Origin of the sequence: Pedobacter sp. R-06 (assembly GCF_049913135.1) — a bacterium.
GTDB lineage: Bacteria > Bacteroidota > Bacteroidia > Sphingobacteriales > Sphingobacteriaceae > Pedobacter.
The window spans coordinates 6,442,375-6,460,245 of sequence record NZ_CP183977.1 but is presented as its reverse complement, the minus strand read 5'-3'; the positions used below and the strand labels follow the sequence as shown (position 1 = coordinate 6,460,245).

Here is a 17,871-nt window from a genome sequence, read left to right as displayed (position 1 = left end):
CATGTTAGCCTAATGCCAACTTTTAGTTAACAAAAACCCCTATTTCTGTTTAGTATTTGTTAACTAAATATTTTCTTAATGCTTTCTGCGGCATAACCTGCACTGGCAGTCATTCCTTTACCGCCAATAGCCGTACGGATGTGGATGCGATCGTCGAGATCGTAAGTTACAACATGTTTTGTTGCATGCTGCGGATAAAATCCGGCCCAGGTACTTTGAAGTTTGCGTACATCGAAATCAACTATACGGGCGGCTTCTTTGAGCATGAGCTCATTAATGTGGTGACTTAAATCGAAACCAAGATCGTCGAAATGGTTTACATCGGCATATACATGCGAATCGCCAATAATGATCGTATTATCTGCTGCTTTTTTAAACAGGATATGGATACCCCATTTTTTGAGTTCTTCGTAATGCTCAGGGGTTTTAATGCTTCTGAAAGAAGGGCAGTAGTGCTCAAAACTCTCGTAACGCCTGGTGGTTAACCCGGTTAAAATATTACCTGCCAATGCTACTTCTGGCATAGGAATACTGCGCATCATCTGCAGTTTACTTACCACAATACCACTTTCGCTAAACAGTTCGGGATAAAGCAATTTAAATTCGTAACCATTACAGATAATGGCTTTCTCTGCCGTAAAAAGTTCAGTATTATTTCTTAGACCTACTTCAACACCAGTGCCTTTGCTTTCGCAGGCAGTAACCGGACTGTTGTATTTAAGTGTGTATTGTGCAAACTTGGTCTGCATATATTCGTGCAGGCGGTAGATCATTTGATCTGGTGCTACACTAATTTCCTGAGGAAAAAAGATGGCTTCTTTAGCGTAAGAAGATTTAATGGCAGGATATTTCCTTAAAACCGCTTCCTGACTAAGCAATTCGGCTTCATAACCAATGGTATCGTAATGTGCTTTCAGTTCGTGAATTAAGGTCTGCTCATCGTTATCTGATGCGATGTACACACTACCATTTTGCTGCACGGAAATATCGAATTCCTGCTGAATGGATTTGTAAATATCTAAACCAGCAACACCGTATCCGAACCACTCGGCTTCCATACCCGAGGGTACCACCTGACCAAAATTGCGAACGGTAGCACCTACCGGAAAATTGTCTTTTTCGAGCTGCAATACCGATTTACCAGAAAGTAAAGCATGGTAAGCATGGAATGTTCCTAAAATCCCTCCACCAATTACAATAAGATCGAAATGTTTATTCATTGTTTATTTTTTTGTGAGATGCTATTAAAAATCATCTGTGTTAATGTTGTTTTTATCACGTCTTCTTCCATTATTCCAATTATAAAAATGGTCGTCATCTCGACTGGAACACAGTGGAATGGAGAGATCTATTGAAGCAGATTTGGCTTCGCTGAGCACTTCGTGGTTCTCGACTGCGCTACACCCGATAGCTATCGGGTCCGCTCGAAATGACGATGAAGCAAGCCATTTCATTCCCCTGTTAAAACCATCTTTCCCCTTGCCTGCATCTTTTTATTTGTAACCAGCGTTTTTCTTCTAAAATAAATCAACGAAAGTATACTGCACACCCCACCAATTAATGGTATAGCAAACAAACACTGTTTAAAAAAGTGCATCCAGCTGGTACTCGTTTCGCCAAACTCATGAAACAGCAGTATCGAAAAACTACCTACATACCCAATTGAATCTGCCACATACATAATAAAACCGATGTTGCTTTTATAGTGAAAATTGGCAATCATCCGTTCAAAGAAAATGGCGTTATAAGGAATGTAAGCCATATACAGCCCCATACCCAGTAAAGCCATCCAGCTAACCGGCCCAATGTACCCCCTATCGAAAAAGAATGTACTCACCCCGATGAGCAAACAGCCTGAAATAATCATGATGTGGATCACGGTAAAAGCTTTGAGGTTATCTTTTATCAAGATCAAAAGTCCCATCATTACTAATACCACAACTGAAATCAGGGTATCGATCTGCGTATAAATATGGTTATTATGAATGCCTAAGCCATTCCAGATTTCTACTTCGAAATTATCGCGCATATCGCGGATACAGGTAAGCAAGACGTAAATGATTATGGTTAAGATGATACCCGGCAAAAATGTGGTGATAAACTTTCTGCGCTGTTTCGCATCCATCGGCACCCGCTTGGTACGTAACTCCTGATCTTCTTTCGAAGGCGGCGGAATAACTTCCAGGCAAAAAACAAACAGGAATAGCGGAAGAAGGAAAACCAATCCGGTAAGAAAAGGCATCCAATAATCGCTTACCGAAGCAAACGACATCAGCGTACGCGCTACTGTTTTAACAAAACCCGAGGCAAATATTAAACTGATGGACATTAAGGCCCCCATAAATTCGGTTGTTTTTCTTCCTTCCAAATAACTGAATACCAAACCCCAGATCATGCCCAAAGGGAAACCGTTGAGGAAAAGAAATACAATATTGTAAGGGGCGGGCACCAAAGCAAACCCGAGCAGGGCAAGCCAAGAAAAAAGAATCAGAAAAATGATGCTCTTCGCCCGGTTACTTTTCCCCGATTCGGAAATAAAACGGATACCATAAAACTTACTTAAGGTGTAACCTACCATTTGCGCAATAACCAACCAAACTTTATAATCGATATGCAGAAATTCCAGCTGCTCAAAAGTAGCAGAGGCAAAAGCTTTACGAAAGGCATACATACTGGTATAACAGCCAAATGCTGCTATACCACCAAGCATTGTAATTAACCAATAAGGCCAATTAAGTGCTTTTTTGCGGGCAAGATGAAGCAAAGTCATTCTAATATCTGCTGATGTTGTTTATCATGCCGAACACCACTAATTTGATTTGACATATGAATTTTATTTAAACCACAATAGTAAACATTGTTTATTATTAGTAAACAAAATCAAGATTATCAAATTGTTAAGTTTTACCGTGTAGAGCTTATATTTTATTTCGTAAAAGCCTCTAATACCGGTCTCCCTCTCCAGCTTTGCGGCTGCTGTAAACCCATTAACCAGGCCAGCGTAGCTGCTGTATCGTAGGTAATAACCGCATCTTTTAATTCGTGGTTTTTGCGTATACCAGGTCCTGCGATGATCCATGGGATCTGCACTTCATCGAGCGATTTACCACCATGGCCTTTACCTTTACCACCATGATCGGCAGTAACCAGGATAACGGTTTCATCGGCTATGCCTGCATCGTTAACCGCTTTTACAATTTTACCAATCCGCTGATCTACCAACTCCAGTTGTTTATAATATGCAGGTGTACGGTGACCGATTGAATGTCCTGTACCATCAGGTTCATCTAAATGCAGGAAGGTAAAATAAGGTTTTTCTTTTTTGATAATCGCGACAGTAGTATCAGTACAAAAATCATCTTTATCGTTTCCGCTAACGATAATGTTTACCGCTTCTTTTTCAAATAAATAACCAATACCGCTCCAGCTATACACAATAGCGGTTTTAGCCTGTTTTTTTTGATCTCTGATTACACTAAATATACCAGGGAACAAACCATAAGATGTTTTGGTGATAGATGGAATTTCGGGTACTTTACTATCCCATTCGGTATAACCATGTTCGGTTGGCCCAGCGCCCATTAATAAGGAAGCCCAGTTTACAGCACTGGAAGATGGCAATACACAACGCGCCTGTGTAGTCCACGAACCATTGGCCATTAATGCTTTAAGATTAGGCATATTCGCCTCTGGCAAAGCGTAGCCGCCAAAGCCATCGCAACCGATTAAGATAACGTGTTTAATTTTTTTAGATTGCGCGTGGGCAAATACACATAAACAAAGTAACACTAGGGTACTTTTCAAAAATCTTTTCATATTCATATTTCTATTGCCAAACCAAAGGTTGGTTTATAAAGATGAAGATAAACATTTGTTAAGTATTAATAAACTTTGTTTACAAAATATTATTCGAAAAAATAAATTACCAGCATTAGCGCCTTACTATCGCCAACATTAACCGGGGTGTGTGAAAGCCTCCCATCGAAAAGCATAGAGTCTCCTTTTTCGAGTATAATTTTCTTTTTCGAAAACTGATACTCTACTTTGCCTTCTATCATGTATTTAAACTCAAAAGCTTCGGTTTTCACCATTGGGCGATGCGCATTCACCTCGAGCTCGAGCAGTACAAAATCTGCAGTAGAAAATTTAATGTTCTTGGTTAAAATACGCGAGTAGTTAAAACCTGTGGCCTGTTCTTTTTCGAACTTCTGGTACTGATCTTTTCGTTTCACCAGAACGGGGGCATCTTTTTTATGAAAATTGATATCCTTAAAAAAACTGTTCAGATCGATCTGCAGACTTTTAATAATATCCATCAATACCATTAAAGACGGAATGGTACGGCTATTTTCGATTTGAGAGATCAGCCCTTTGCTTACCTCTGCTTTATTTGCAAGCTCCTGAACGGTAATACCCAGCTCTTTACGTCTTTCTTTAATCTTAAGGCTAATCTGTAAAAGAATTTCTTCTTGCATATGCTAAAATCGTGTTAATAACGCTAATGTATTATTTTATTCCTACAATCTAAATCAACAATCGCATAAGTTACCGAATTACATTTTTTAACATCCTTATAAAAACAAATCGCCGCCATAAAAGGCGGCGATAACAAAAATTTAACGGTAATGTCCGGGTACCCAATACCGGCCGCCATGAGGGCCAATATTATAATGCCCGCGTACCCAGTGTGCTCTTGGTGCACGTGCGCTTACCACGCACGCACTAAAATTAACCGCCATAATCAATAAAAGCAATGCATTTACAATCCTTTTCATAACCTAACCTTTTAAGTAAAAAAAATAAATCAAGCTTTACGCTGTGTGTTTTATTTTGACGGAGGAAGGATAAGAAAGGTTTAATTGGTATTGCTTTTACTTATCGTCGTCACCCTAAATTTATTTTACTGCGTAGCTTTCCGCTTCGCTACAGGTCAGGGGCCTATCTAGCAGGAAAGATGCTGACCACAGATTAGCTACTAGGTATTAAAGGCCATGAAGGTGACTAATAAAATAAATTCATGGCGACGCCTCACAAAAACAAAAAACGGCCTGACCTTTATCAGGCCAGACCGTTATATCTATATATTTAAAAAAGATTAGAAACTATATCTCAATCCCAATTGCATCTGGTAACGTGAGGCAAAGAAATCTTTTGAATAAGAGGTTACATCTTTCTGTGCAAAAGTATACACCGGATATGTTGTTGGTGTACCTGCAGTTTGTACTTTAATACCCACACTGGCCATAGAGTTATAGGTATTAGGAGAGAAATACTGAATTCCCCAGTCTTTATTTACCAAATTGGTCAGGTTGATAATATCGTAAGTTAAAGTAAGTACATGCGGGTGTTTTCCTTTTGCCACCTGAATATCCTGAGAGAAACGGAAATCAGCCTGAACATTCCAAGGAGTACGTGCACCGTTACGCTCTGTAAAATCACCACGGCGGGTACTTAAGTATTTATCTCCGTTAATGTAGTTATCAAATGCAGCAGCCTGCGCAATACCATCAGGTGTACTTGCAAAGAACTTGGCAGTTTCTCCTACAGCCGGAATATACATCAAACTTACAGTTTGACCAGTTCCATTGATCCTGGTATTCACTAAGCCCAATGAATATGGCGAACCCGATTGACCGCTGAAGAATAAGGAGAAGTTAGACACATATTTACCGTTTTTAGCCCAATCCAATCTGTAATTGATGGTCGAAATAATCCTGTTACGGATATCAAAATTAGAATAAGCCAAGCCTGGGTTATTTGGACTAAGGGCCTGGTTTAACTGCCAGTTAGATTCCATTGAATTACGGATACCATTGGCAATATCTTTCGATCTTCCATAGGTATAAGCCACCATCATATCTAAGCCCATAGGAAGCGATTTACTTACCTGTGCTGTTAAACTGTATTTGTATCCTTTATCTGTATTTGATAAAAGGTAAGCATTGGTATATAAAGGATTAATTTTAGTACCTGAATAAATCGGCATCTGTTTCTGTGTATCGTAAACCATGTATTTTGGATTATCTACATAATTGATCTGTTGAAACTGCACATCTTTGATCACCTGGCTAAAAATTCCTTCCAATGTAAATTTCCACTGGTCATCAGTTTTATAATCGAAAGCCAAATTACTTCTCCATGCTTTTGGCATTTTAAAGTTATTATCAACCAAATCTACCTGCGTAGCACCACTTGCATCTTTAACATTTATGCCCTGGTTAGTTACATAACCTGCTTCGCCATTACCGGTTAAAGCATCTTTAATCGGGTCAGAACCCGCAACCGGTTTCACGATTTTGCTAGGATCGGCATTTGTATAAACATACGATTTATCAAAAGCACCGTAGTTCACACCGTTATTGTAATACGCATAACCTATCCATGCAAAAGGAACACGGCTGGTAAATAAACCGGTACCGCCACGCATAACCAAACTTTGGTTACCTAATACATCGAAGTTAAAACCAACACGTGGAGAAATCTGTATTTTGTTCAGGAATTTTCCGGTAATTGATGATGGCTGCGTATAAGTATAAGTTGTACCATAGTTGGGATCAACCAGAGAGTTTGTTGTTTTTGAACTCAATGATGGCATATCAGGCAAGTTTGCCATATCAAAACGCAAACCCGGTGTTAATTTAAAACGATCGCCGATACGGATTTCGTCCTGACCATACACACTGTACATGTTTACATTAAATTCTGCAGTTGGGTTTGCAATGATGTTATCACGGCTGTTATCATCATAGTTATAGCTGGTACGTACCCTGTTTGGCTGATTAGCCAGGAAATCGGCAACACTGCTATAAGCCACACGGCCATTCCATGAGTTTACAAAGCCATAATTGATTTTATAAAATTCGTTGTGTGTACCAACGGTAAAAGTATGGTTACCGGTGCTGTACGTAAAGTTATCGGTAAATTCGAAAGTGTTCTGTTTCATATTGAAGATACTTGCCTCACGGTCGGTACCTAAAAACAATGTTCCACCGTTCGAAGCAATCTCAATCTGTGGCAAAGCCGGATTAGAAAGCGGATCACGATAATCGTGAACAGTAGAATAACCCACAATTAAGTTATTGGTAGCTGAATTGCCAAAACGGGTTTTCAGATCTGCAACGGTTGAAGTTTGATTGTTGTTCTGTTTAAAATCGATACCGCCAAACCTGAAGTTAGATTGGTCTCTTTCTAAGTTTGTTGCTTTTGAAATTATGGTGTTATTTCTGATGGTCAACTGATTATTTTCATTGATATTCCAATCTAAACGGTTAAAGAATTTATTAGATTGTGAATAGATATTGTAATCGCCAAACGAACCTGCATCAACACCATAAGCTGTTTTCATGCGATCAGAAATCTGCTGTGCCTCAGTTAAGGTAAGCAATTTCATGTCAGACGATCCTGCACCTAAAATTACCGGATCCTGACGGCGGGTAATCTCTTCGTTGGTAAAGAAGAACAATTTATCTTTTATAATCGGGAAACCCACACGGAAACCGGTTTGATAATCGTGAAAAGCTGAAGGTTCTTTGCTGTTATCGCCAATTTTGTTTCTACCGATCAGTGAAGCGTTACGGCCATAGCCATAAACCGATCCTACAACCTCATTTGTACCACCACGCGTAACGGCGTTAATACTACCACCTAAAAAGTTACCGACTTTAACATCATAAGGAGAAAGCAAAACAGTAACATCCTGGATCGCATCAAGTGAAACCGGGTTGGTACGTGTACTGCTTCCCGGCATGCCCGAGCTTCCGCTCTGACCGCCCAATGAAGGACTAAAACCAATGGCATCGTTATTAATCGCACCATCAATGGTCACGTTGTTATACCTGAAGTTGGTACCGCCAAAGGTATTGTCTTTACTGCCCTGGGGCGTTACGCGGGTAACGTCTTGCAAACTGCGGTTCATGGTTGGAAGGGTTTTAATCTGACCTTCGCCAATACTGGTACCTGCGCCAGATTTTGTTCCGCCTTTTTGGCCTTTAACACTTACTTCGGCCAATTGGTTGCCCTGCTCCTGAAGATCGATATCGAGTTTTACGTCGTTACCCAGAGTTAAATAAATATTTTCTTTAACCACCGGACTATACCCCACAAAGGTTACGGTGATTTTGTACGGCCCACCCGGGTTTAAGTTACCAATGCGGTAAAGGCCGTTCTCGTTTGACGAACCCTTAGATACCGTACCTGTTGGAACGTGCATCATTACAATGGTTGCCCCTGGGATGATACCCTTATTATCCTTAATCTTTCCATTAATACTAGATGTTGTAACCTGCGCCTGAGCAAATGTGACCAAGAGCAGCAGAATACTTACTAGGGATAGTATACGTGATTTCATTTTCTGTTGTTTTATTTTTATGCAAAACAACAGTCTTAATGTTAATTAAATATTAACAATAAATTAAGTTTAACATTGTGTTAACAATATGAAAATCAGAATAATACAATAAGAAAACAATTCCTTAACAACCAATATTTCAGGCCGGAATCTAATGAAGAATAGAAAGTCCAAAGATGAAAACGAAAGATGAAGATTTGATGAAGTTTGGATTAGTCCGAAGTCGATTGACCGGCCATGCATTTGGAGCCGAGCGTTTGGCGTCGATTAACCGATTTGAACAATTAACGAGCTAACCATTGAACGAATGACAAATGAACTAATGAACCTATATATTATCTTTGCAACATGACGATTAGATTAGCCGTAGCCGCAGATATTCCGAAGATAATGAATTTAGTAAGCAAGGTTGTACCATTAATGCGTGCCGTAGGAAATTTCCAGTGGGGAGATGACTACCCTAACCCTGAGGTATTTGCCAATGATATTACTATCGGTCAGTTATGGGTGGCTGAACTGGAAGATAAGCTTGTTGGTGTTTCTGCAATTACTAAAGACCAGGATCCAGAGTATGCCGATGCAGGTTGGGACATTAACGAAAAAGCAATTGTTACGCATCGTTTAGCAGTAGACCCAGACTGCCAGGGCTTGGGTATTGCCAAGGCTTTAATGAACCAGGCCGAAGAGGTAGCAAAAGCTACGGGTATTTCCATCTTAAGGGTGGATACTAATAGCGAAAACATGGCCACCCAAGCGCTTTTCCCGAAGCTCGGCTATCAGTTTAGTGGTGAAATTAGCCTGGCTAAACGGCCTGGACTACGTTTCTTCTGTTATCAAAAGTTATTATAATCATCAGTTTACACTTTTAACAAAGCACGGAATGCTCTTGCAGCATAATACGATTGCGCACCATTATGGTATATAAATACATGATCGTAGCGGCGATCGCCGAAAAGGGCACCACCTAATTTTCTAATCTCGGGAGGAGTAACAATCCAACTCGATGTTTTGACATCGAACTTTCCGAGTTGCTGCAAAAAGCAGTACTGTTCTTCTGTTAAGAGTTCTACACCCATTGTAGCAGCCATATCAATCGCATTATTTTCCGGCTGGTGCTCTTTTCTCGATTCCAATCCTTCCAAATCATAACAAATACTCCTACGGCCTTTAGGACTTTCTGCCGAGCAATCGTAAAAAATATATTCACCCGTTTTTTGATCATAATCAACAACATCTGGTTCGCCACCAGTTACCTCCATTTCGTCAAGCACCCATAGTTTTTCGGGTTTGGCAACTAACCTTTCCTCTACTTTAGCCCATTCAATATCTTTATGGCGGTTCATGTTTTTCTCGAAACGGGCTTTTAAAGTATGGAGAAGTTCTTTGGCCTGATCAGGCGATAACTCTTTTTTATTGTTATTTATTTTGCTCATCAGTTTTATTTTGGTTAAAAATCTTGTCGTCTATAATTCTATCCTAATTAAATATAAGGCTTACCCTGTCTCTCAGTACCACTTTTTTATTAAATAGGTTTGGAGCGCAGTGCCTTTACAAAAAACCAGGTTTCTTCCCGTTTTCTGCTTTACGCTTCGCTTCCTCGTACCTCGTTGCTGCAGGGTAACGCTTCAACCGGGGCTAAATGGCCAATGCAGCATTTCATTTTGGGGGTTGCAAAGTGCACAAACCCCTGCTCCTAAACCGGATTGCAGCGGACACGAAGTGTAACGGAGTAAAGCGAAAAGCCGGACTGAAGGTCTCCAAGAACCACAGACCGCTCATTTCCTAATTTCAAAAAATACTAATCTCTACCTGGACACAATGCCCTACACTACATTAAAAGATTCTGCAACTACGCTTATGACGGCACTCCAATGGTTAATTTACGCACATTTCAGATGACAACATCCGACACCACGAAATGGGAAAACGATTAGTCATTCAACCCTTTGCCACTTAATATCTGTGGCATAAATTTTTCAATTCTTGCCTCACGGGTTTTAGCTTGCTTGGGTGCAGCAAAATGAAGCAAATAAGCTCTTTGTCGGCCAGGCGTTAATGACTCGAATGCCGTTTTTAAATCTGGAATATGATCTAATTTATGCTGAAACTCAACTGGAATGGTATATTCTGCAGTTTTTTTTAAATCTACTTTCAAACCAGCTCTTTCTACCTCAATGGCTTCATAAATGTAGGTCTTCAAAATTGGTTTCAGTTCCACTATTTCGAGGGCATTGGTAAAGCGTGCCTGCCTTGCCGACTGCACATTCCTTGTTTGCTGGATCAAGATCCCGGCGGCATCATTTAATAAAACGCCTTTAAAAAACAAAAATGCGCAGTATTCTTTAAAATCATGTATTAAAACGATGTTGCTATTGTGCAAGGTATAACAAGGTACTCCCCACTTTAATTCTTCGGTAAGTCCACAATCTAAGGCAATTGTCCGCAGCAACAGCAGTTCTTCCTGCCACTTTTTCGCTTTATTAAAATAAAAATCAACTTTTGGATTCGTTTTCATATCAGTCGAATTTGTTTATTCCTTTGCCCGGTACCTTCCTTATGGTTTAAATTATTTTAGTTAACTGAACTAATTTTTCTATCTGCAGGCCTAAAATACCACGAAACAACAGTTAACACAAGTAGCAACGTTGGTCCGAAGTATGCCGAAACACTGGTATCGCCAATTGCAATGTGCGAAAAAACGGCACCAGACATGGCAAAGAAAAAACCTGCATAAGCCCATTCTTTCAATAAAGTAAATTTAGGAATTAACACCGCAACAACGCCCAAAATTTTCCAAATCCCCAATATAGTCAGAAAATAAAGCGGATAACCCAATTGCGTAAATAATGCCACTTCTTCTTTCATTTTTATCAGCTGTACTATTCCTGTTGATAACATGCCTAACGACAGCCAAACAGTGGCAATCCAATAGATAATTTTGTTTCTCTTTGTCATAATGTGTTATTTTAATTGATTTACAATATTTTGTAAACGGTTATGCGCCATATTAATACCTTGAGCAAAAGGCAAAGCGAGTATCTGATCTCTTAAGGCTACTGATCTATAAATCACATGCATGGTAAGTTTACTACGATCATCGGTTAGTTTATCAAACTTTAAAAACTCGAGCTGAACACCAAAAGGTGTATTTTCCATTTCGAATGTCCGCGTTATTTTTTCATCTGGTAAAAACTCATGTATAACTCCGGTGGCTACAAACGCTACGTTCCCTTTAGCATCAGCAGTTTCGAACTGGTAACTGCCATACTTTTTGTTTTCAAGCTTCAGTACTTTTGTCCCCATCCATTGCGCTATAATTTCAGGTTCAACATAAGCCTGAAAAAGCAATGCTACAGGCAGATCAAATTCTCTGGTAATGATCATTTCCTGTTTGCCATTTTCGGCATCAATTTTTGTTTTCTGCTCCATATTATGCTATTTGCTTGGTTTATAGTTTTTCATGATATCTTCCAGTTTATTAAATCTGTCGTCCCACATTTTGCGGAACGGCTCAATAAAATCGGCAATTTCTTTCATTTTTTTTGCGTTAGTGTGGTAATGAATTTCTCTGCCGTTTTGTTTTTGCTCTAACAACTCGCACTCGGTAAGGATCTGCAGGTGCTTTGAAACAGTTGGCCTTGCGGTGTCGAAATTGGTAGCTATTGCACCAGCGGTCATAGACTGCGAGGCCACCAACAACAGGATAGCCCTTCTTGTAGGGTCGGCAATGGCCTGAAATACATCTCTTCTTAAATTCATTATGTAGCTATTTGACTACAAATATACATGTAGCCATTTAACTACGCAAATTTTTATGAAAGTTTTTTTTATAAGGCTTTCTTCAACAGATCGTCATAAGTTTGGTTTCATCCGCTATATCTATTAAAGCATCAGGATCCTGCTTATAAAATTGAATATATTTGATCAGCTAGTAAAAAGAGAGAATAGCCCCTTTAACAAACCTGAAACGACCGATGAAAACGTATAAAATATACCAGATAGATGCTTTTACAAAAGAGAGATTTAGTGGAAATCCGGCGGGTGTAGTTGTGAATGCCGACGGATTGACTGATGCTCAAATGCAACAGATTGCCAAAGAATTAAACAATTCTGAAACAGCCTTTCTTTTTTCTCCCGACGATAATAATTCTGATGGCTTAATCAGGTATTTTACACCAACATCGGAAGTTCCTATTTGTGGCCACGCTACAATTGCCGCGATGTATGCAAAAGCTATTGAATATAATTTAGACTCTTGTATTTTGAGATACAAAACTAAGGTCGGCACGCTGCCTTTTAAGATCGTTAAGAAAAATGAGGATTACCAAATTATAATGACTCAAGGCAAATTTGAACTTAGCCCCGTATTTGATAACATTACAATCAAAGAAATATTATCGGCAATAGGACTTCATAATAATGATATTGATGAAAGATGTCCGGTACAAATTGCTTCTACAGGACATTCAAAAGTGATGATTGGGATAAAAAGCAGAGAAAAGCTGAACAACCTGAACCCTGATTACAATAGTTTGACTGACCTAAGTAAACAGATTAATTGCAATGGCTATTTTGTATTCACATTTGACTCGGATGATGATGACGTATTAACCTACGGAAGAATGTTTGCCCCTGCAATCGGAATAAATGAAGATCCGGTTACGGGTAATGCAAACGGACCATTAGGCGGATACCTCATACAAAATAAAGTTGTTGATTTTAAGGATAGCCTCTTCGAATTCAATGGCAAACAAGGAGAAAAGATAAACAGACTTGGGATGATTAGCGTTAGTGTTGAAATCGCAGATGATCTACCTTCGCTAATTAAGATAAAAGGCAACGCTACGGTTGTATTTAAAACTGAAATTAAAATATAATGATTAACTAAAGGTTTTAAAATTCCCTTTTATACATTCAGGATAAACTTCTCCGTCCAGCTCTAAATGCAAAAAACCCACAACTTTCGTTGCGGGTTTTGGCTCCCTCTGCTGGGCTCCCTTCGCCTGCGCTCAGGATAAACTTCTCGTCCAGCCCTAAAAACGCAAAAAACCCACAACGAAAGTTGTGGGTTTTCGCTCCCTCTGCTGGGCTTCCCGACGAATCGGGATCTTACTCCCCAGCGACCCTCTGATTAATCCCGCACGTGCGGGACGCTAACCAGCTGAGCTAATTCATCTAAATCATTAATTTCCAAAACAATTTTTTCAATTATTAGCCGGCTCTAGGATTAACGAGAATTATCTAGAAAAAAATAATTGATTAATTTAATTATTGCAAAAAAGTTAAAGATTAGAAGCGAGCTTATTATTCTGAAGAATATGAATTAGGTATCTGGTATAAAACTATTGCTCCACAAAAAACTGAGCTGTCATGAAAGATTAAAAGTCTTTAATAAGTGATTATTGGAGCAAGAACTTTAAACAGTTTTTATTTATAAATTTGATGTATAAATATGCTATAAATGTTCGCGATTTTCCAAAAATACCTTACCGATAAGATAGAACTTTCCAACGACGAAATGCAATTAATTGAATCCGTTTGCAAAGTAAAAAAGCTCCGCAAAAAACAATTTCTTTTTCAGGAAGGCGATATTTGGCATTACAATGCATTTATCTGTAGAGGATTGGTAAAAACATTTTCTATCGCTGAGAATGGCACTGAACATATCATCAATTTTGCTCCCGAAAATTATTGGACAGGCGACCGCGAAAGCCTTACTAATGGAACTCCGTCTCGCTTAAATATTGATGCGATAGAACCCACCGAATTACTTCTGATCGACAAGACTGATTTTGAAAAATTATGTTCACAAATTCCACAGCTTAATCAAATGGTAAATCAGATCATTCAGAAAAGTTTTATTGTTTCTCAAAACAGAATTTTGGCTAATATCAGTTTCACCGCAGAGGAAAAATATCAGAATTTCCTTGAAAAATACCCTCATATCGTTAACCGAATTCCTCAGCATATGATTGCTTCTTACATCGGCATTACCCCAGAAACCCTTACCAGACTCCGCAGAAACATGGTGAAGAAATAAAAATCGTCCAATTCATTGACATTTGTTTGCTATTTTTTCAAGCTTTTGTCAATGGAAAACAATCCCCTGTGACTGCATTTTTGTCTTATTAAAATAACAATCAAAATTTAATAAAATGAATAAGACAGTTTTCATCACAGGAACAAGTACAGGATTTGGCAAATTGACCGCAGCTACTCTTGCCAACGCTGGTTATACCGTAATTGCAGGAATGCGTGGCATCAACGAAAAAAATAAAACGGCTGCAAAAGAACTCAGTTCAAAACCTAATATTGAAGTAGTAGAAATAGACGTTACAGATGATTCTTCCGTAACCAACGCTTTTGAGAAAACACTTGAAAAATATGGCAGAATTGATGTATTGATCAATAACGCAGCCGTTTCCGGATTTGGATTATTGGAAGCTTACAGTTTGGATAAAATTCGCCAGATGTTTGAAGTTAATTTTTATGGAGTGATCCGAACTTATCAGGCAGTTCTACCTTCTATGAGAGAACATAAAAGCGGGTTGATTATTAATATAACTTCTGGAGCAAGTGCACATACTTCACCTTTTATGGTTCCTTATTTTGCTTCAAAATTTGGAGTGGAAAGTATTACAGAAGGTTTACAAGATGAATTAAAACAGTTCAATATTGATAATGTTTCCATCCAGCCTGGCGTTTATCCAACCGAAATGAACACAGGTGAAAAAGCAGGAGTTAACTCAGATAAACCTGAAATTTCTGATGCCTATAATCCGGTTGCAACAGAACAGTTTAATGCTATTGGTGCAGCGTTATTTGGAAAAATGAAAGAATTCAATATGAATCCTCAAACCATTGCAGATGGAATTCTGGAATTGATACAAATGAAAGAAGGTTCTCGTCCATTGCGCTTTCCATTAGATGCTGTTGCTCAGGGAACAGATTTAGAGTTCATCAATGCAAGAGCCGAACTTAAAGCTAAATGGCTTGCAAAATACAGCGGATAATTAGAACTTTAAATAATAACTAAAGGTTGGGATATTTTTATTCCAGCCTTTTTTGATTTTAAAATTTTCTCAATGCTATTTTTTTAGGCGCTTAATCCCGCTTTCCACTATATCTTTTGTTCCGCTTTGCTCCACAAAAGGATGCCGTTGCAATCGGGGCTAGAACAATGCTTAATATTAAAAATCATCCATTTCATTGACATTTGTTTGCTTTTTTTTCAAGCTTTTATCAATGGTAGAAGACATTGAAATGTTAGAAATTTGCTTCATCAAACAACAAAAAAATTAAAAAGATGAACAATTTAAAAAACCAAATCAAAGTAAATCTAACTGCAATTGCAAGCGCTATATTATTGTCAATTTCTGTTTCTCAAGTTAAAGCACAGCAAAATGTGGGAATTCTTGGTGTAGATCACATAGGAATTAATGTTCCGAATATGAATCAGGCGGTGAGATTTTTTAAAGATGTATTGGGATTTTCTCCTGTCACTACTTTAGGGCCAATTGCATTGGATCATGCCTGGAAAAAAACAAATCATATGCAGACTGCAACAGGTCCGGTTACAATAAAAATGGTAAAAGCAGGAACTGGTGCCAACATCGAATTATTCGAATATAAAGATAACAAAGGCAGCAATCTACAACCTGGCGGAGACGATATAGGAGCAAGCCATATCGCTTTTTATACTGGTGACATCAAGCAAAGTGTTAATTATTTAAAAAGCAAAGACGTTCAGTTTTTGGGAGAACCTTTTTTAACACCATCCGGAGATACACAAGGAGAGAGCTGGGTATATTTTACAACACCTTGGGGTTCTAAAATGGAACTGGTTTCATATCCAAACGGAAAAGGCTACGAAAAAAATAATCCCGCAACAATCTTATGGTCTCCTAAAAATCCTTCAGAAAAATCAAATACTTCTAAAAATATGAAAACATTATCAGAATCAGAAATCCGTTCATTAGTCGATTTACACTTGGCAATTTGGAACGAGAAAGGCATAACAAAACGTGAAAAATTAATGAAAGAAGTCTATGCAGACAACATCGAAATGGTTGACAGTCATTTTATCGCAGTCGGGCATAAAGAAATCAACGGGTTTGTTGATGATTTGCAAAAGAAAAGTCCAAACTCAAGATTTACTCATGTCAAAGCGATAGACGTTAATCATAATATTGCAAGACTGTATTGGCAAAATGGTACTCCTGAAAAGCCAAATGCCGTAACCGGAATGGATCTTTTTGTTTTCGAAAACGGAAAAGCAATTAAACTTTATGTTTTTGTGGATAACAAATAACCAAATTAAATTATATCTAAAAATAACAATTAACAATTTTTAAAAAATCAATTATGAAAGCTTCAGTAATCAATCAAAATTCAGAGAACGAAAAATTAATCCGTGAGTTATACAGAATCGCAGAAGAACAGGATACACAAGGCTTTGTTAACCTTTTTGCCGGAGACGGATATTTCTGGGATGTATCTGCAGGAACTAAATATTACGGACAAGACATTGGAAAAACAGTAGATATTTATGCAACAGCTTTCCCAGATATGCACAGAGAATTGTATGATTTGTATGTTTTAGAAAATGAAAATACAGTGGTGGTAGAATTATCTTTAAACGGGACTCACAAAGGTCCGCTTCAGTTACCTTCAGGAACGATTCCGGCTACAAACAAAACAATGCAGACACCTTGTTGTGATGTTTTCAAAATCGAAAATGGGAAGATAAAATCATTCCATTGTTACACTGCAGCAACCATACTTTTGGGTCAATTAGGAATTCTTTAATTTAAAATAAATCAAGGTAATTGGATGTTAATTACCTTGATTTATTTTAAATTATAAATCATGGAAAACATTATAGATCTTTTAAATTGGCGATACGCAGTCAAAAGAATGACAGGCGAAAAAGTTTCGGAAGAACTGATCAATACGATTTTAGAAGCAGCACATCTCGCCCCATCGGGAATCGGATTACAGCCTTACGAAATTTTCGTCATCAGCAATCCTGAAATCAAAAAGCAGATTCTGCCGATTGCAATGAATCAAGCTCCGATTGTTGAATCTTCACATCTTTTAGTTTTCACCGTTTGGGACGAATATACAAAGGAAAGAATAGACCACGTTTTTGATCATTTAATTTCAAAACGGAACGCTGAATCTGCATTTTACGAAAGACAAAGACACTTTGCTAAAGCGTTTTTCGGAAAAATGAGCATTGAAGAAAATTTTCATCACGCAGCCAAACAGGCAAATATCGCTTTAGGATTGGCAATGGTTGCTGCCGCATCACAGGGAATTGATACAACGCCAATGGAAGGTTTTGATCCTACCGGTCTTGATGAGTTTCTTAGCTTACCTTCAAAAGGTCTAAGAAGTTCAATGCTTTTGGCAGTCGGTTATCGTGACGACGAAAACGACTGGAATTTGAAGAATGAAAAAGTACGCAAACCGATGGAAGAATTTGTGACTTTTTTTTTATGATAAATTACCACTAATAAAGA

Annotated in this window: 18 protein-coding genes; 7 read left to right on the top strand and 11 right to left on the bottom strand. The window is 38.4% G+C overall.

What is annotated here, in order from left to right:
- Positions 1-59 precede the first annotated feature (59 nt).
- The 6 genes from ACN9MR_RS26485 to ACN9MR_RS26460 form a co-directional block, all read right to left on the bottom strand.
- On the bottom strand, positions 60-1,220 hold the full coding sequence (locus tag ACN9MR_RS26485) for a TIGR03364 family FAD-dependent oxidoreductase (RefSeq protein ID WP_426327425.1): 1,161 nt from the start codon (positions 1,218-1,220) through the stop codon (positions 60-62).
- Positions 1,221-1,450: 230 nt separating this feature from the next.
- Positions 1,451-2,770: a DUF5690 family protein gene (locus ACN9MR_RS26480; protein WP_426327424.1), complete on the bottom strand. Its 1,320-nt coding sequence runs from the start codon at positions 2,768-2,770 to the stop codon at positions 1,451-1,453.
- Positions 2,771-2,925: 155 nt separating this feature from the next.
- On the bottom strand, positions 2,926-3,816 hold the full coding sequence (locus ACN9MR_RS26475; RefSeq protein WP_426327423.1) for an alkaline phosphatase: 891 nt from the start codon (positions 3,814-3,816) through the stop codon (positions 2,926-2,928).
- An 89-nt stretch (positions 3,817-3,905) separates the two neighbouring features.
- The gene (locus ACN9MR_RS26470) at positions 3,906-4,475 is read right to left on the bottom strand and encodes a helix-turn-helix domain-containing protein (protein ID WP_057931281.1); all 570 of its coding nucleotides are present in this window, start codon (positions 4,473-4,475) and stop codon (positions 3,906-3,908) included.
- Positions 4,476-4,616: 141 nt separating this feature from the next.
- The gene (locus tag ACN9MR_RS26465) at positions 4,617-4,775 is read right to left on the bottom strand and encodes a hypothetical protein (protein WP_426327422.1); all 159 of its coding nucleotides are present in this window, start codon (positions 4,773-4,775) and stop codon (positions 4,617-4,619) included.
- Between the two features lie 320 nt (positions 4,776-5,095).
- On the bottom strand, positions 5,096-8,347 hold the full coding sequence (locus tag ACN9MR_RS26460) for a carboxypeptidase regulatory-like domain-containing protein (protein WP_426327421.1): 3,252 nt from the start codon (positions 8,345-8,347) through the stop codon (positions 5,096-5,098).
- Positions 8,348-8,695: 348 nt separating this feature from the next.
- Here ACN9MR_RS26460 and ACN9MR_RS26455 point away from each other — a divergent pair, with 348 nt between their 5' ends.
- On the top strand, positions 8,696-9,196 hold the full coding sequence (locus ACN9MR_RS26455) for a GNAT family N-acetyltransferase (RefSeq protein ID WP_426327420.1): 501 nt from the start codon (positions 8,696-8,698) through the stop codon (positions 9,194-9,196).
- An 8-nt stretch (positions 9,197-9,204) separates the two neighbouring features.
- Here ACN9MR_RS26455 and ACN9MR_RS26450 read toward each other — a convergent pair whose 3' ends face one another.
- From ACN9MR_RS26450 to ACN9MR_RS26430, 5 genes are all read right to left on the bottom strand, one after another.
- A complete protein-coding gene (locus ACN9MR_RS26450) occupies positions 9,205-9,780 on the bottom strand; it encodes a DUF4256 domain-containing protein (protein WP_426327419.1) in 576 nt (191 codons plus the stop codon).
- Between the two features lie 497 nt (positions 9,781-10,277).
- A complete protein-coding gene (locus tag ACN9MR_RS26445) occupies positions 10,278-10,862 on the bottom strand; it encodes a YdeI/OmpD-associated family protein (protein WP_426327418.1) in 585 nt (194 codons plus the stop codon).
- Between the two features lie 56 nt (positions 10,863-10,918).
- A complete protein-coding gene (locus ACN9MR_RS26440) occupies positions 10,919-11,302 on the bottom strand; it encodes a DoxX family protein (RefSeq protein WP_426327417.1) in 384 nt (127 codons plus the stop codon).
- A gap of 6 nt (positions 11,303-11,308) precedes the next feature.
- Entirely contained in the window at positions 11,309-11,776 is a 468-nt protein-coding gene (locus ACN9MR_RS26435) for an SRPBCC domain-containing protein (protein ID WP_426327416.1), read from the bottom strand.
- A gap of 6 nt (positions 11,777-11,782) precedes the next feature.
- A complete protein-coding gene (locus ACN9MR_RS26430; protein WP_057931288.1) occupies positions 11,783-12,106 on the bottom strand; it encodes an ArsR/SmtB family transcription factor in 324 nt (107 codons plus the stop codon).
- Positions 12,107-12,321: 215 nt separating this feature from the next.
- On the opposite strand from ACN9MR_RS26430, the gene ACN9MR_RS26425 reads away from it, so the two are divergent.
- The 6 genes from ACN9MR_RS26425 (at position 12,322) to ACN9MR_RS26400 (ending at position 17,851) form a co-directional block, all read left to right on the top strand.
- The gene (locus ACN9MR_RS26425) at positions 12,322-13,224 is read left to right on the top strand and encodes a PhzF family isomerase (RefSeq protein WP_426327415.1); all 903 of its coding nucleotides are present in this window, start codon (positions 12,322-12,324) and stop codon (positions 13,222-13,224) included.
- Positions 13,225-13,808: 584 nt separating this feature from the next.
- Positions 13,809-14,387: a Crp/Fnr family transcriptional regulator gene (locus tag ACN9MR_RS26420; protein WP_426327414.1), complete on the top strand. Its 579-nt coding sequence runs from the start codon at positions 13,809-13,811 to the stop codon at positions 14,385-14,387.
- A gap of 115 nt (positions 14,388-14,502) precedes the next feature.
- Complete coding sequence (locus tag ACN9MR_RS26415) at positions 14,503-15,360, top strand: SDR family oxidoreductase (protein ID WP_426327413.1); 858 nt, start codon at positions 14,503-14,505, stop codon at positions 15,358-15,360.
- A 293-nt stretch (positions 15,361-15,653) separates the two neighbouring features.
- Entirely contained in the window at positions 15,654-16,658 is a 1,005-nt protein-coding gene (locus ACN9MR_RS26410; RefSeq protein ID WP_426327412.1) for a VOC family protein, read from the top strand.
- A gap of 53 nt (positions 16,659-16,711) precedes the next feature.
- On the top strand, positions 16,712-17,155 hold the full coding sequence (locus tag ACN9MR_RS26405) for a nuclear transport factor 2 family protein (RefSeq protein ID WP_426327411.1): 444 nt from the start codon (positions 16,712-16,714) through the stop codon (positions 17,153-17,155).
- A 60-nt stretch (positions 17,156-17,215) separates the two neighbouring features.
- Entirely contained in the window at positions 17,216-17,851 is a 636-nt protein-coding gene (locus ACN9MR_RS26400) for a nitroreductase family protein (RefSeq protein WP_426327410.1), read from the top strand.
- Positions 17,852-17,871: the final 20 nt, after the last annotated feature.

What these genes read in the sequence shown, in the direction of transcription:
- ACN9MR_RS26430 (WP_057931288.1), bottom strand. Translation starts at nt 12,106, where the DNA reads ATGAATTTAAGAAGAGATGTATTTCAGGCCATTGCCGACCCTACAAGA.
- ACN9MR_RS26455 (WP_426327420.1), top strand. Translation starts at nt 8,696, where the DNA reads ATGACGATTAGATTAGCCGTAGCCGCAGATATTCCGAAGATAATGAAT.
- ACN9MR_RS26470 (WP_057931281.1), bottom strand. Translation starts at nt 4,475, where the DNA reads ATGCAAGAAGAAATTCTTTTACAGATTAGCCTTAAGATTAAAGAAAGA.
- ACN9MR_RS26415 (WP_426327413.1), top strand. Translation starts at nt 14,503, where the DNA reads ATGAATAAGACAGTTTTCATCACAGGAACAAGTACAGGATTTGGCAAA.
- ACN9MR_RS26450 (WP_426327419.1), bottom strand. Translation starts at nt 9,780, where the DNA reads ATGAGCAAAATAAATAACAATAAAAAAGAGTTATCGCCTGATCAGGCC.
- ACN9MR_RS26485 (WP_426327425.1), bottom strand. Translation starts at nt 1,220, where the DNA reads ATGAATAAACATTTCGATCTTATTGTAATTGGTGGAGGGATTTTAGGA.
- ACN9MR_RS26460 (WP_426327421.1), bottom strand. Translation starts at nt 8,347, where the DNA reads ATGAAATCACGTATACTATCCCTAGTAAGTATTCTGCTGCTCTTGGTC.
- ACN9MR_RS26435 (WP_426327416.1), bottom strand. Translation starts at nt 11,776, where the DNA reads ATGGAGCAGAAAACAAAAATTGATGCCGAAAATGGCAAACAGGAAATG.
- ACN9MR_RS26410 (WP_426327412.1), top strand. Translation starts at nt 15,654, where the DNA reads ATGAACAATTTAAAAAACCAAATCAAAGTAAATCTAACTGCAATTGCA.
- ACN9MR_RS26445 (WP_426327418.1), bottom strand. Translation starts at nt 10,862, where the DNA reads ATGAAAACGAATCCAAAAGTTGATTTTTATTTTAATAAAGCGAAAAAG.
- ACN9MR_RS26420 (WP_426327414.1), top strand. Translation starts at nt 13,809, where the DNA reads ATGTTCGCGATTTTCCAAAAATACCTTACCGATAAGATAGAACTTTCC.
- ACN9MR_RS26405 (WP_426327411.1), top strand. Translation starts at nt 16,712, where the DNA reads ATGAAAGCTTCAGTAATCAATCAAAATTCAGAGAACGAAAAATTAATC.
- ACN9MR_RS26480 (WP_426327424.1), bottom strand. Translation starts at nt 2,770, where the DNA reads ATGACTTTGCTTCATCTTGCCCGCAAAAAAGCACTTAATTGGCCTTAT.
- ACN9MR_RS26475 (WP_426327423.1), bottom strand. Translation starts at nt 3,816, where the DNA reads ATGAAAAGATTTTTGAAAAGTACCCTAGTGTTACTTTGTTTATGTGTA.
- ACN9MR_RS26400 (WP_426327410.1), top strand. Translation starts at nt 17,216, where the DNA reads ATGGAAAACATTATAGATCTTTTAAATTGGCGATACGCAGTCAAAAGA.
- ACN9MR_RS26425 (WP_426327415.1), top strand. Translation starts at nt 12,322, where the DNA reads ATGAAAACGTATAAAATATACCAGATAGATGCTTTTACAAAAGAGAGA.
- ACN9MR_RS26440 (WP_426327417.1), bottom strand. Translation starts at nt 11,302, where the DNA reads ATGACAAAGAGAAACAAAATTATCTATTGGATTGCCACTGTTTGGCTG.
- ACN9MR_RS26465 (WP_426327422.1), bottom strand. Translation starts at nt 4,775, where the DNA reads ATGAAAAGGATTGTAAATGCATTGCTTTTATTGATTATGGCGGTTAAT.